15 protein-coding genes are annotated in these 12,660 nt (G+C 36.7%); 10 read left to right on the top strand and 5 right to left on the bottom strand.

The window, feature by feature from the left end; all coding sequences use genetic code 11:
* Nucleotides 1-11 precede the first annotated feature (11 nt).
* The 5 genes from CMCT_RS07270 to dba form a co-directional block, all read right to left on the bottom strand.
* Nucleotides 12-674, bottom strand: a complete 663-nt coding sequence (locus tag CMCT_RS07270; protein WP_034968573.1) for a glycosyltransferase family 25 protein — start codon at nucleotides 672-674, stop codon at nucleotides 12-14.
* A complete protein-coding gene (locus CMCT_RS09470; protein ID WP_280525192.1) occupies nucleotides 658-780 on the bottom strand; it encodes a hypothetical protein in 123 nt (40 codons plus the stop codon). Before CMCT_RS09470 ends, CMCT_RS07270 begins: the two co-directional genes overlap by 17 nt.
* A complete protein-coding gene (gene uvrA, locus CMCT_RS07275; protein WP_034968570.1) occupies nucleotides 777-3,593 on the bottom strand; it encodes an excinuclease ABC subunit UvrA in 2,817 nt (938 codons plus the stop codon). Before uvrA ends, CMCT_RS09470 begins: the two co-directional genes overlap by 4 nt.
* 82 nt (nucleotides 3,594-3,675) lie before the next feature.
* On the bottom strand, nucleotides 3,676-5,190 hold the full coding sequence (gene dsbI / locus CMCT_RS07280) for a disulfide bond formation protein DsbI (RefSeq protein WP_034968567.1): 1,515 nt from the start codon (nucleotides 5,188-5,190) through the stop codon (nucleotides 3,676-3,678).
* A 9-nt stretch (nucleotides 5,191-5,199) separates the two neighbouring features.
* Entirely contained in the window at nucleotides 5,200-5,367 is a 168-nt protein-coding gene (gene dba / locus CMCT_RS07285) for a disulfide bond formation protein Dba (protein ID WP_034968564.1), read from the bottom strand.
* A gap of 160 nt (nucleotides 5,368-5,527) precedes the next feature.
* Between dba and CMCT_RS07290 the strand changes: the two genes are divergently transcribed.
* The 10 genes from CMCT_RS07290 (at nucleotide 5,528) to CMCT_RS07335 (ending at nucleotide 12,660) form a co-directional block, all read left to right on the top strand.
* A complete protein-coding gene (locus CMCT_RS07290) occupies nucleotides 5,528-7,111 on the top strand; it encodes a class I SAM-dependent methyltransferase (RefSeq protein ID WP_034968562.1) in 1,584 nt (527 codons plus the stop codon).
* An 87-nt stretch (nucleotides 7,112-7,198) separates the two neighbouring features.
* On the top strand, nucleotides 7,199-7,483 hold the full coding sequence (locus CMCT_RS07295; RefSeq protein WP_034968559.1) for a 4Fe-4S binding protein: 285 nt from the start codon (nucleotides 7,199-7,201) through the stop codon (nucleotides 7,481-7,483).
* Between the two features lie 95 nt (nucleotides 7,484-7,578).
* Nucleotides 7,579-7,992, top strand: a complete 414-nt coding sequence (gene ndk, locus CMCT_RS07300; protein WP_034968557.1) for a nucleoside-diphosphate kinase — start codon at nucleotides 7,579-7,581, stop codon at nucleotides 7,990-7,992.
* A 16-nt stretch (nucleotides 7,993-8,008) separates the two neighbouring features.
* A complete protein-coding gene (locus CMCT_RS07305; RefSeq protein WP_034968554.1) occupies nucleotides 8,009-8,365 on the top strand; it encodes a DUF177 domain-containing protein in 357 nt (118 codons plus the stop codon).
* 11 nt (nucleotides 8,366-8,376) lie between these two features.
* Nucleotides 8,377-8,523 (top strand): 50S ribosomal protein L32, encoded by a 147-nt coding sequence (rpmF, locus tag CMCT_RS07310; protein WP_034968553.1) that lies wholly within the window; start codon nucleotides 8,377-8,379, stop codon nucleotides 8,521-8,523.
* Nucleotides 8,523-9,515, top strand: a complete 993-nt coding sequence (gene plsX, locus CMCT_RS07315) for a phosphate acyltransferase PlsX (RefSeq protein WP_034968550.1) — start codon at nucleotides 8,523-8,525, stop codon at nucleotides 9,513-9,515. The genes rpmF and plsX overlap by 1 nt, the downstream gene beginning before the upstream one ends.
* A 1-nt stretch (nucleotide 9,516) precedes the next feature.
* Nucleotides 9,517-10,524 carry a beta-ketoacyl-ACP synthase III gene (locus tag CMCT_RS07320; RefSeq protein ID WP_176325088.1) on the top strand — a complete coding sequence of 336 codons (1,008 nt, stop codon included), beginning with the start codon at nucleotides 9,517-9,519 and terminating at the stop codon, nucleotides 10,522-10,524.
* A 134-nt stretch (nucleotides 10,525-10,658) separates the two neighbouring features.
* Nucleotides 10,659-10,898, top strand: a complete 240-nt coding sequence (locus CMCT_RS07325) for a DUF2470 domain-containing protein (RefSeq protein WP_034968549.1) — start codon at nucleotides 10,659-10,661, stop codon at nucleotides 10,896-10,898.
* Nucleotides 10,899-10,939: 41 nt separating this feature from the next.
* Nucleotides 10,940-12,163, top strand: a complete 1,224-nt coding sequence (locus tag CMCT_RS07330) for a radical SAM protein (RefSeq protein ID WP_034968546.1) — start codon at nucleotides 10,940-10,942, stop codon at nucleotides 12,161-12,163.
* Complete coding sequence (locus CMCT_RS07335; RefSeq protein WP_034968543.1) at nucleotides 12,160-12,660, top strand: flavodoxin family protein; 501 nt, start codon at nucleotides 12,160-12,162, stop codon at nucleotides 12,658-12,660. Before CMCT_RS07330 ends, CMCT_RS07335 begins: the two co-directional genes overlap by 4 nt.

A 12,660-nucleotide genomic window follows, 5' to 3' on the forward strand; every position in this document is an offset into this window, starting at 1 on the left:
CTATTTTAAAATCATCGTTTTGTAAAAATCCTTGTAAAAATTTTATTTTTTAAACGCTGTAAAATCCGCCTAAAACGATATGAAACGCCACCGATTTTTTTCATTTTTTGCTTTCTTACGACTGCCTTTTGCTCTGCAAAATTTAGTCTTTCTTGTGTGCCAATTGATGAGTTTGCCCCGTCTTTATCAGTTGTTAAAATCACATCTTTGTTTAAGGTGTAAATTTTTAAACCACTTAACTCGTAAAATTGTAGCCACATATCAGCTTCTAGGATTATTGGCGTATTTAGCTTTAAAAGCTTAGCTGCAGCCATTTTTGTGATGATATAGCCGTGTGTTCTAGAGCCTGATGAGAATTTATAAAGGCGTAAATTTTCATCAATTTTGAGTATTAGATTTTTAAAACAAGCACCATCAAGTTGCATTAAGCAAACTAGCTCAAAGTCATCTTTTTTTGATAAAAACTTATCAATTTTGGCTAAAATTTCACAAAATTCATCGCTAAAACCAGCATCATCTTCAAGGATTAGGGCATAAGGGATGTTCTCATCTATCATTTTTTGATAGATTTTTAAATGACTTAATGCACAACCTATTTCACCCTTTGTTAAAAAGCAGTTTTTATAATCATATACGAGCTTAAAAAGCTCACTTTCACTAATACCCCCCCCCATAGACGCCATTTATAAACTCATAGTCAAGGCTAAAACAGCTAAAATTTTTAACAAAATCATCTCTTTTTTGAGTGTCTTTTTCTAAATTTATGACAAAAATTTTCATTTTTTTAGCTCCTCTTCTAAAAATTTACCAGTGTATGAGCCAGTTTTTTTGTGATTTTTAGCAAGCTCTTTTACGCTTCCTGTTGCGATGATACGACCGCCTTTTGCACCGCCTTCTGGTCCCATATCTACGATATAATCGCAGTTTTTAATAATATCCATATTATGCTCAATCACAAAAACAGAGTTACCCAAATCAACCAAGTGTTCAAGCACCAAACAAAGGCGATTTACATCTGCAAAGTGAAGTCCGGTCGTAGGCTCATCAAGGATATAAAGGGTCTTGCCAGTGTCGCTTCTACTTAGCTCTTTTGCCAGTTTTACACGCTGTGCCTCGCCTCCGCTTAAAGTCGTAGCATTTTGCCCAAGCGTGATATAGCCAAGCCCAACATCAACAAGGGTTTTAAGTTTAGCATAAATTTTTGGCACCGCTTTAAAAAACTCTAACGCATCATCAATACTCATATCTAGCACATCGGCGATTGACTTGCCTTTATACGTTATTTCAAGCGTTTGAGCGTTGTAGCGTGTGCCTTTACAAGCGTCACAAATGACCATTACATCAGGCAAAAAGTGCATCTCTATCTTTATCTCGCCCTCGCCACCGCACTTCTCGCAACGCCCACCTTTGACGTTAAAACTAAATCTGCCGATTTTATACCCACGAAGCTTTGCCTCTTTTGTGTTAGCAAAAAGTGTGCGAATTTCATCCATTACGCCGGTATAAGTGGCTGGATTTGAGCGTGGCGTGCGACCTATTGGGCTTTGATCAAGATAAATTACTTTATCTAGTTTTTCAAGTCCAGTGATACTTGCCCCTGCGACCTTTTTTACCTTTCTAGCACGATTTAACTCCTCTTGTGCGACTGGCAAAAGTGTTTGAAGTATGAGTGAGCTTTTGCCAGAGCCTGAAACGCCAGTTATGCCGACTAGATTTTTAAGTGGGAATTTTGCACTTAAATTTTTTATGTTGTTGATATTTACGTTTGAAATTTCTATCCAACTTTCTTGTTTTCGGTTTTTTTGGTAGTTTATATCAGCTTCGCCGTTTAGGTATTTTGCCGTTTGCGTGTGAGTTTTAAGCAGTTCATCATAAGTGCCAGAAAATATAACTGAGCCTCCAAACTTACCAGCCCCCTCACCGATATCAACGATAAAATCGGCTTCTTTGATGGTCTTTTTATCGTGCTCTACGACTATTACAGAGTTGCCTTTAAGTTGCAGATTTCGCAAGGTTTTAATAAGTTTTAGCGTGTCCCTTTCGTGAAGTCCGATACTTGGCTCATCAAGCACATACATAACCCCACTTAGACCGCTACCTATCTGACTTGCGATGCGAATTCTCTGAGCCTCGCCACCACTAATCGTCCTTGCATCACGCCCCAAAGAGAGATAACCAAGCCCAACATCAAATAAAAAATAAAGCCTTTCGTTTATCTCCTTTAAAATCGGCGTTGCTATCATCATCTCTTGTGAATTTAAGTAGCTAAAATTTTTCTCATTTGAAAAAAACGCCACGCAATCTTCAATACTCATATCTAAAATTTCGCCAAGTCCAAGCCCTGCTACTTTTACAGCCAAACTTTGCGGTTTTAAGCGGTGTCCGTTGCAATTTGAGCAAATTTTCTCGCTCATATATTCATCTAAATATTTTTCGCTGTTTAAAAGCTCGTAAGAAATTTTAACCGCGCCCTCAAAAGTGCGAGTTAATCGGTGTCTTTTCCATAAAAACTCAACTGGCTTTGCGTTGCCATAAAGCACTAAGCGTCTTTCATCATCGCTTAAATCATAAAACGCCGTTTTGGTATTTATGTCGTTTTGTTCGCAAAATGCTAGTAAAAATTTGTTGTAATAGCTCATATTATAGCCGTGCATAGTTTTTACAGCACCAGCTTCAATGCTCTTATCCTCGTCTAAAATTTTACTCATATCAAGGCTGTAACGAATACCTAAGCCGTCACAATGCTCACACGCACCTTTTGGGCTGTTAAAGCTAAAACTAAGCGGTTCAAGCGGAGTAAATGAAATTTTGCAGTCAAAACAGGCCAAATGTTCGCTGTAATGAATAAATTTTTGCGTAAGTCCAAGCTCATCGGCATTTGAAATTTCAACTTCAACTTCGCCGTAGCTCTCATTTAACGCCTTTTCAACATCTTGTGCTAATCTAACGCTATTTTCATCGCTAATTACAAGGCGGTCAATGACAACTTTTATCGTGTGTTTTTTAGTCTTTGCAAGCTCTATCTCTTCATCCAAACGCACCATAACGCCATCAATTAACGCCCTAACAAAGCCCTTTGCTCTTAAATTTTCAATCAAATCAGCAAATGTGCCTTTTTTTTCGCGAATCAAAGGTGCATAAATAACAACTTTTGCGTCATTTGGTAACTTTGAAATTTCATTTATAATGTCTTGCGAACTCATTTTTGAGATAGGCTTACCACATTGGTGGCAGTGCTGAGTGCCGATTCTTGCGTATAAAAGTCGCAAATAATCATAAATTTCAGTTATCGTACCAACCGTTGAGCGTGGGTTTTTTGAAGTCGTCTTTTGATCAATGGCAATAGCAGGAGTAAGACCTTCAATCTTATCAACATCAGGCTTACCAACCCTATCTAAAAACTGCCTAGCATAGCTACTAAGACTCTCAATATAACGCCTTTGCCCCTCTGCATAAAGCGTATCAAACGCCAAAGTGCTTTTGCCAGAGCCAGAAAGCCCCGTAAAAACCACGAGTTTGTTTTTTGGAATTTCTAAATTGATATCTTTTAGGTTATGCTCACGTGCACCAAAAATTTTAATTGTATCATTCATTATTTTGCCTTGTAAATTTCAAATCTGATATTTTAATACAAAAGCGGTAAATATTTTATAAGGCGGATCTAACCGCCTTATTTTATTTTAGAGTGTAAAGTATGTTTTTGCTGTTTTCGTATGAGAGAATTTCTAAATTTTGCCCATTTATCACGAGTCCTCTTGCGTTTTTAATCTCGCTAGGAAAAGCTATCGTTTTTACAACACTTTCGCTTGCTAAATCTATAAGCACAATTACGTTGTGATTTTTACTCATAGCATATAAAACGCCGTCTTTATGCACCATAGATGTTATATAAAGATCGCCTAAATTCTTACTCTCTTTTAAATTCGCGCTTGGGCTAAACTCGCCTGAAAGCTGTCTATCTTTGGCTAAAATTTTTGATATCACTAGGCTTTTTTGATCCTTGTTATTTGGTAGAGTTGCTGTGTAGATATATTTTCCATCAGTTGCAACGGCTCCAATATGAAAGAATTTAGCCCTAACCGTATCAATCCTACCTCTGCCAAGACCCTTGCCTTGACCCTCAAATTTATCATTACCACGCACAAAATCAGCATATTGTAAAGCATCGTCAGCTTTGTCATTTTTAGCAAATCTTAGATAGCTTTTATTTGAGCCCATAAGCATAAATTTATCGTCCATAAACGGCACAATGCCAATTATTGGATCAATTGTAGCTGAAAAATAAGGGTCTATCTCAAAGTCGCTTTTTACGCTTAAATTTTCATCAGCAAAAAACACTTCCCACTTTGAGCTTACAACGTACTCTCCATTTATTAGGCTTAATGAATTTAGCGGTTTTTGTATGTTAAATTCACGTTTTGATACAATTTGCAAATTCTCATCTATATTTAGTGGAGCATTTGCGTGTTCGTTATCAAATTTCACACCAAGTTTTTCACTCGCAGGAGCAAACGCATAGTCTGGATTTCTTACATCTCTTTTACCTAAAAATGAGATCGTGCTCCAATGTTTTTTATATCCACTATCATCCCAAATGATATACTTTTTATCAAGTGTAAAACGCACCGGATCGCCCTGTCCGTAGTATGGCGGAATGCCTGTACTAACAAAGGCTTGGAATACGTTTGAAGCAATTATTAGTGCAACAACTACAAATCCCAAACGCACTGGTGTGCAAAATTCTCTGACACTCTTATCACCCTGCTCTGCTTCAAATGCACTAAATTTTGGTGCAAAGAAAAACATAATACCAAGCAACAACACAACAGCCCAAAAAACTATCTCAGCCCAAAAATATGTATGTATGCCAAAAACTGCCAGTCCAAACCCTTGATCAAGGTCGCGTCCAGCGTGGTTGCCAAAGTGTGCTAACGACTGCCAAAGACCAAAAGCAGTCATAACCAAAAGAGTTGCTAGGTATTTTGCTTTCATGCCATAGCGAACGATAAAAAGTGCCATAACACCTATAAATATCATCGCTTCACGTTGCCCCCAACAAAGCGTGCAAGGGCTATCTTTAAGCACGTAGCCAAAGTATAAATTTGCGATCCCAACTGGAAGTAAGATTATTAAAAATCCAGCAAGAAACATCAAGCCGTAGAAAAATTTCGCTTTTTTAATCTCGTTCATCTTTGCTCCTTACAGATTCATATGTGTTAAAAGGTTGCTTGATTTAGCACCTATATACATAATGAGCATGAATAGCCATGAGGCTACAACTAGACCGAATGCAAGTTTTTCTTTTTCTGGCTTAATGATAACTAGTATCACTGCAATAAGCACTAATAAAAGCTGTAAAAACTCCATTATTTCCCCTTAATTGTAAAATTTTGTTGTTCGAAGGTCAGCATTATACTTTAAATTCCTTAAATATCTATTTGATAAATAGTATTATTTACCCACTTTATCACCAAATGATAGTTTAATTTTTATTTTTATAAAATAGCGAAAATTTCAAGGATCTAAAATGCAAGACATACAAGAAAGCTACGACAAACTCCCCTATTTTTCAAATGCGTTTGTTGAAACATCGCCATTTAGACTAGAAGCCATAGGTAAATTTTTAACCCTAAATCCAGCAAAAACCGACAACGCAAGAGTGTTAGAGATCGGTTGTAGCTATGGTGGAAATCTACTTCCATTTGCAGCACAAAACCCAAATGCTAAAATTCTAGGTATAGATCTAAGCCAGACACAGATACAAACCGCAAATGAATTAGCAGATAAAATGGGGCTAAAAAATATAAAATTTATGCAAAAAGATATCTGTGAGCTATCTCCGCAAGATGTCAAAGGGTTTGAGAAATTTGACTACATCGTATGTCACGGCGTGTATAGCTGGGTTCCTGACTTTGTAAGGGACGCGATACTAAAGGTCATAAAAAACTTTTTAGATCCAAACGGGATAGCCTACATCTCATACAACACCTATCCTGGCTGGAAAACCAAAGAGGTTATAAGGGAATTTTTAAAATTTGGAACACAAAATTCTAACACTCCAACGCAAAAGTGCGAAAGGGCAAATGAGCTTTTAGACACCTTTGGATTATATCTAGAATTTATGGAGCAAAACGAAACAGATATCCCGCATTTTCAAGCACTAAACAGATATATAAAAGACCTAAATGGACGTAGCGACACATATATATTTCACGAATTTTTAGAGAGTTTTAACAGACCGCTTTGGTTTAAGGAATTTGCACAAGCACTCGATCAAAACGGACTTTCATATCTAACGGATACGAATTTAGATGATATCTTTCATCAAAATGTAGGGATAAAAGAGTTTGATGAATGGGTAGATATAAATTTCACAGATAGAATAGAAAAAGAGCAAGCTTTGGACTTTTTTACAAACAAAACCTTTAGAAAAAGTCTAGTCGTGCATAAAGAGTCAATGGGGGGGGGTAGCGGAGAATTTCACGCTGAGATCGGCGTAAATGAGCTTAGCTTGATAAACCTAAGTGCCACATTTAAAAAGCAAAGTGATGGAAGCTATAAGGGTATAAACGACAAATTGATGAAACCCGAATACAACTGGCTTTATGACGTCTTTAATAAAGTGTGTCCTGAAAGTATAAATTTTGCCTCTCTAGCCTCACTTTTGGATAATGAAAATGCGGTGCAAACGGCATATCTTGGGTTTTTAGAAATTTTAAGCAAGGATTGTGCGATTTTAAGCACATTTAAAACCGAAAATATCAAATACGAAGTCGGTAAAACTAGACTCAAAGAGAATTTAAGAGGGTATTTTCAGTATTTTGCAAATAACAAAAAGCCAGTCATTGGTTTTTCAAATATGTTTAACGTAAAAGTGAAATTTTCGCACATAGACGCAGCTATGGCGCTAAATTTTGACGGCAAAAAAAGTATAGATGACATAGTGACCATCGCTGGAAATTTACTAAAAACCAACAAACTAACCTTAAGCGTATATGAAACAAATGTCAAACCAAGCGATAAAAAAGAGAGTAAAAAGCTACTTTTAGAATATGTAAAAAATATCGAAGCTATGCTTAGTGATAACTATTTTTTAGAAAATTTTAGCTAGGTAGTTTTGCAAAAATTAAAATATGGATTTTATATCATTTTCAGTTTTTTTTGATATTCTACGCAAAATTTTACCCAAGGAGAAAATATGTCAGTAAAGATAACAGATATTTGCATTAGCTGTGGCTCTTGCATTGATGAGTGTCCAGTAGAAGCTATCGTAGATGATAGCGATAACCCAACAGGAGCAGACACATACTATGTTTATGCAGACAAATGCGTTGAGTGTGTTGGACACAACGACGAACCAGCCTGTGCTTCAGCCTGTCCGACCGATGGCTGTATCGTTTGGGACGCTCCATTTGAAGGTCAGCCATCTCGCGATAATATAGGTGCTAATCTAAGAACAGGAACAACGCCAGTTATAGGCTGACTTTAGGCTCGATTTGAGCCTAAATTTTGTTTTTTTCTTTTTTTTTGGTATAATTGCCGACTTTTAAAACAGAATTGAGCAATTAAGGAAAACTTATGCAACAAACACTTTCTATCATCAAACCAGATGCGGTTAAAAAGGGCGTTATCGGTAAAATTATCGACAGATTCGAGTCAAATGGCTTAAGAATTGCTGCCATGAAAAAGGTAAAACTTAGCAAATGCGACGCAAAAGCTTTTTACGCTGTCCATAGCGAAAGACCATTTTTTGGCGATTTAGTTGATTTTATGGTTAGCGGACCAGTTGTTGTTATGGTGCTTGAGGGCGAAAACGCAGTGGCTAAAAACCGCGATCTAATGGGTGCAACAAACCCAAAAGAAGCAGCACCTGGCACTATTAGAGCAGACTTTGCAGATAGCATAGACGCAAACGCTGTTCACGGAAGCGATAGCCTAGAAAATGCCAAAAATGAGATAGCATTTTTCTTTTCAAATAGAGAAATTTGCTAGTATTTTGGGTTAAACTTTGAAACTATCTTTTTTAAAAGTTACAAAACAGCCTAGCGACTTTAAACTAGAAAAAGATGGTTTAAATTTTAGTGGTTTTGTTGTCAGACAAGATCCTAAAATAGTAAAATGTCAAGGTAAAATTCTTGGCAATACGCCACATATTTGCGATAGATGTGGAGATGAAATTTCGCTTCAGATAGATCAAGATGTTGATCTTTTGCTAAGTGACGGCGTCTATAAAGACGAACCTGATGAGCTTAGCGATATTTTTGAGTTTTTTGACGGCGAGATTAATTTTGACGATATTTTTGTAAGTGAGATTGAAGCTTACAAAAGTGATTATTTTTATTGTGAAAATTGTAAAAATTTATAAAGGAGAATAAAATGGCAGTACCAAAGCGAAGAGTGAGTCATACTCGTGCAGCAAAACGTAGAACACACTACAAGGTAACACTTCCGGTTCCTGTTAAAGACAAAGATGGCTCTTGGAAGATGCCACACCGCGTCAATAAAGTAACTGGCGAATATTAATGATACGCGTTGCTATTGACGCTATGGGTGGGGACTTTGGTCCCGAACCTCTTGTTGCTGGTATCGTTGCAGCATTAGAGAGTAAAAAATTTTCAGCACTTCTTGTTGGCAACAGTAAAATCATAAAACCACTAATACCAACAAACCTACTAAAATATATCGAATTTATTGAGGCATCAGAAGCAATATCTATGGAAGATGGTGCAACAGAGGCATTAAAACGCAAAGAAAGCACTATTTTTAAAGCTGTTGATTTAGTCAAAAATTGCTTAGCTGACGCTGTTGTTTCAGCTGGACACAGTGGAGCGACAATGAGCCTAGCCACGCTAAGACTTGGCAGATTAAAAGGCGTTTCGCGTCCAGCCATAGCAACACTTATGCCAAATTCAAAATCCAGTAGCACACTTGTTTTAGACGTTGGAGCAAATGTCGATTGTAAATCCGAACACCTATTTCAGTTTGCTGTAATGGGCGAAGCTTACGCTAAAGAAATTTTAAAGAGAAACACGCCTAAAATAGGGCTACTCTCAAATGGCGAAGAAAAGAGTAAAGGCAACGAAGTAAGCAAAGAGGCATACGAACTCATATCAAAACTTGATAATTTTACAGGCAATGCCGAGGGCGGTCAGGTATTTGACGGCAGCGTTGATGTAGTCGTATGTGACGGTTTTATAGGTAATATCCTTTTAAAAACAAGCGAGGGTGTAGCCGAAGCGATAACAAAAATTATTAAACAAGAGGTCAAAAGATCTCCTATGGCAATAGCTGGTTCAGTACTTATGAAAAAGGTTTTTTCAAGACTTAAAAAACAGATAAGTTACGATGAGTATGGCGGAGCTCCACTACTTGGCGTTAATGGTTGTGTCATCATAAGTCACGGAAAAAGCAATGCAAAAGCTATGAAAAATGCGATATTTCAGGCTATAAATTTTGCGGACTCTAATATCAATAAAGTCATAGAACAAGAACTTTCAAAACATATAAAGTCATAAAATGCCAAAAGCCTCACTAATATCGATAGCGTCATATGTCCCAGAAAAAATTTTAACAAATTTCGACCTTGAAAATATGGTCGAAACTAGCGATGAGTGGATTGTAAAACGCACAGGTATTAAAGAGCGACACATCGCCACAGATGAGATTACAAGCGACCTTGGCACAAAGGCTGCCAAATTAGCCATAAAACGTGCTGGACTAAATCCAAGCGACATAGACGCTATCATCTGTGCAACAATCAGCCCAGATCATCTTTGTATGCCATCAACAGCGTGTAAAATTGCTTCAAATTTGGGATTAAGATACGGAGTAACGGCATTTGATATTAGTGCTGCTTGCACGGGTTTTATATATCTTTTAGAACTTGCCAAAGCCCTTATTGAAAGTGGAGCTAAGAAAAATGTGCTAATCATAGGTGCTGAAAAATTAAGCTCGATAGTTGACTACACAGATAGAGGAACTTGCATACTATTTGGAGATGGCGCTGGAGCAGCCGTGGTATCAGCCAGTTCTGAGAATGAAATTTTAGACGTTCATACCGCAAGTGACGGCTCTCAAGGGGAGCTTTTAATAACTCCTGGTTGCGGTAGCGCATATCCAGCAAATCACGAAACAATAAACAAAGGGCTAAATTTCATCCATATGTCTGGTAATGAAGTATTTAAAGTGGCCGTTCAAACACTTACAAAAAGCGTTATAGATACGCTTGAACAAAATAAACTTACAAGTGAAGACATAGACTTTTTCATACCGCACCAAGCAAACATAAGAATAATTGAAGCGGTCAAGCAAAGACTAAATTTTACAGATGAACAATGCGTATTGACCGTTCATAAATATGGCAATACAAGCTCTGCGTCAATACCAATGGCGATAAACGACGCTTATGAAGATGGACGCATTAAAAATGGCTCGGTTTTACTACTTGACGCATTTGGTGGCGGTTTTACCTGGGGTTCAGCCATCTTAAAATTTGGTGGCAAAAACTTTAACGAACTAGCTTAAAAAATCCAAAATTCTACTCTATTTTTAAAATATCAATGGCTTTAAAATTTATAAATAGAATATTGATATTTTAAATCATTTTTAAATAATTCGTGTTATAATTAAGATATTTTTAACAAAAAAGAGGTAGTAAAATGAAACAAAGAGCAATAAACCATATGAATGCAGATCACTTAGACATCGTAGAGGCGTTTTGCATAAAATTTGGAGATATAGCAAACCCAACAAATGTAAGAATGACAGATATAGATGAAAATGGCATGGAGATAACTTGCGATGAAAAAGTTATTTTTGTGCCATTTTTAAGTAAAGCAAACCAAAATGGAGAGGGTTTTAGAAACGCGATTATCGAGCTTTATACAAAAATAAGCTAATTTTTAAGGAGGAGGAGGGACTAAAATGAAGGGGAATAACAATGTTCTTACAACGCATAAAAGGGCACCACTCCGGACACCCTAAGCGCGTAAAACCAGCAAGTAAAGAGTTGCTTGAAGAGTATTTAAGCCAAACATCACCAGATCAAGCGGACGGTGCAATCTACTTTCACGTGCCATTTTGCGATAATATCTGCTCGTTTTGTTCCATGAATAGGACAAAACTTGACGATGAGATTGACGAATATGCGAACTATCTAATATCTCAAATAGAACACTACGCAAAATTTGAGTATATTAAACAAAAAGAGTTTAGCAGTGTATATTTTGGTGGAGGCACACCCACAACACTAAAAGAGCGTCACTTGGAACGCATTATAACAGCCATAAATCAAAATTTCAAACTCACAAAAAATGTCGAGTTTAGTTTTGAAAGCACACTTCACAACCTTAGCATTTCAAAGCTTAGACTTATGCAAAATTTGGGCGTTAATCGATTTAGTATAGGTATTCAAACGCTATCTGATAGGGGTAGAAAAATTCTAAATCGCATAAACGACGGTATAAAAGCTAGTGAGCATTTAGCTAAGCTAAGAAGTGAATTTAGCGGTATCTTGTGTGCTGACATAATTTACAACTATCCAGAACAAAGCATACATGAGTGTCAAAAAGACGCCGAAATTTTAAAACAAATAGGCGTTGATAGCGTGAGTTTTTACTCACTTCAGTTTCTTGATGGCTCAGAATTTTGCAAAAATTATGACACCAACTACTACAAACTAGAGCAAGATATAATCTTGCACCATACATTTTTAGAAAGTATGATAGATGATAATCACTATCTTTTAGAATTAACAAAAATAGCCAAAAAAGATAGAGATAGCTACCACTATATAGCTATGACCCACAAAGGTGCAGACATCTTGCCAATAGGCATAGGAGCTGGTGGAGCGATTGGCAAGTATGGGGTATTTAACTACAAAAAAGAGCAACAGATGATTGGAATTTTAGCCGATGAAGAGATAGAGTATAAAAAATTTATAGCACTATTTCAATATCAAAATGTATTGTTTGATGATATAAAAAAATACAATTTAGGCAAAAAAACAATATCTACACTAAATGATTTTTTTAAAAAATGCGAGGAAAATTCCCTACTAAGCTTTAATAAAAATGGCTATACGCTAACTCGTGATGGCATTTTTTGGGGAAATAACATAGCAACAGAAGTTGGCAAAATAGCACAAAAGGAGTTTTATAAATGAAAAAAATCGTCATCTACTCATCAAAAACAGGCAATACTAAAATGGTAGCACAAGCTATTGCTGACGAGCTTAGTTGCGACGCATTAAGCTACGAAAACGCACCAAATTTAAACGATTTTGATCTTATAATTTTGGGCTATTATATAGATAAAGGCGGAGCTGATAGCGGTTTTTATAAATTTGTCAAAGAGCAGATAATTAATAAAAAAGTCGGATATTTTATCACTATGGGGGCTGAGCCTGAGGAAGAAATTTTGGAAAAAACAATGCAAAATGCGAGAGAATTTCTAAAAGGGAATGAAATTTTACGCGAATTTGTATGTCAAGGCAAAATAGACCCGCAAATCATCGAGCAAATGAAGCAAATTGCACAAAAAATGGGCGATAAAGCAATGCATCAAATCACGCCAGAGCGTATAGCAAGGTGGGAAGCTGCAAAGACTCATCCTGATAAAACGGATCTGCTTAATGCAAAAAATGCGTTTAGTGGGCTTTAA

Source organism: Campylobacter mucosalis (assembly GCF_013372205.1).
Classification (GTDB): domain Bacteria; phylum Campylobacterota; class Campylobacteria; order Campylobacterales; family Campylobacteraceae; genus Campylobacter_A; species Campylobacter_A mucosalis.

Bases quoted from the DNA above. Each gene is read 5' to 3' on its own strand.
- uvrA (WP_034968570.1), bottom strand. From the start codon at position 3,593: ATGAATGATACAATTAAAATTTTTGGTGCACGTGAGCATAACCTAAAA.
- ndk (WP_034968557.1), top strand. From the start codon at position 7,579: ATGCAACAAACACTTTCTATCATCAAACCAGATGCGGTTAAAAAGGGC.
- CMCT_RS07295 (WP_034968559.1), top strand. From the start codon at position 7,199: ATGTCAGTAAAGATAACAGATATTTGCATTAGCTGTGGCTCTTGCATT.
- rpmF (WP_034968553.1), top strand. From the start codon at position 8,377: ATGGCAGTACCAAAGCGAAGAGTGAGTCATACTCGTGCAGCAAAACGT.
- CMCT_RS07320 (WP_176325088.1), top strand. From the start codon at position 9,517: ATGCCAAAAGCCTCACTAATATCGATAGCGTCATATGTCCCAGAAAAA.
- dsbI (WP_034968567.1), bottom strand. From the start codon at position 5,190: ATGAACGAGATTAAAAAAGCGAAATTTTTCTACGGCTTGATGTTTCTT.
- CMCT_RS07290 (WP_034968562.1), top strand. From the start codon at position 5,528: ATGCAAGACATACAAGAAAGCTACGACAAACTCCCCTATTTTTCAAAT.
- CMCT_RS07270 (WP_034968573.1), bottom strand. From the start codon at position 674: ATGGGGGGGGGTATTAGTGAAAGTGAGCTTTTTAAGCTCGTATATGAT.
- plsX (WP_034968550.1), top strand. From the start codon at position 8,523: ATGATACGCGTTGCTATTGACGCTATGGGTGGGGACTTTGGTCCCGAA.
- dba (WP_034968564.1), bottom strand. From the start codon at position 5,367: ATGGAGTTTTTACAGCTTTTATTAGTGCTTATTGCAGTGATACTAGTT.
- CMCT_RS07335 (WP_034968543.1), top strand. From the start codon at position 12,160: ATGAAAAAAATCGTCATCTACTCATCAAAAACAGGCAATACTAAAATG.
- CMCT_RS07330 (WP_034968546.1), top strand. From the start codon at position 10,940: ATGTTCTTACAACGCATAAAAGGGCACCACTCCGGACACCCTAAGCGC.
- CMCT_RS09470 (WP_280525192.1), bottom strand. From the start codon at position 780: ATGAAAATTTTTGTCATAAATTTAGAAAAAGACACTCAAAAAAGAGAT.
- CMCT_RS07325 (WP_034968549.1), top strand. From the start codon at position 10,659: ATGAAACAAAGAGCAATAAACCATATGAATGCAGATCACTTAGACATC.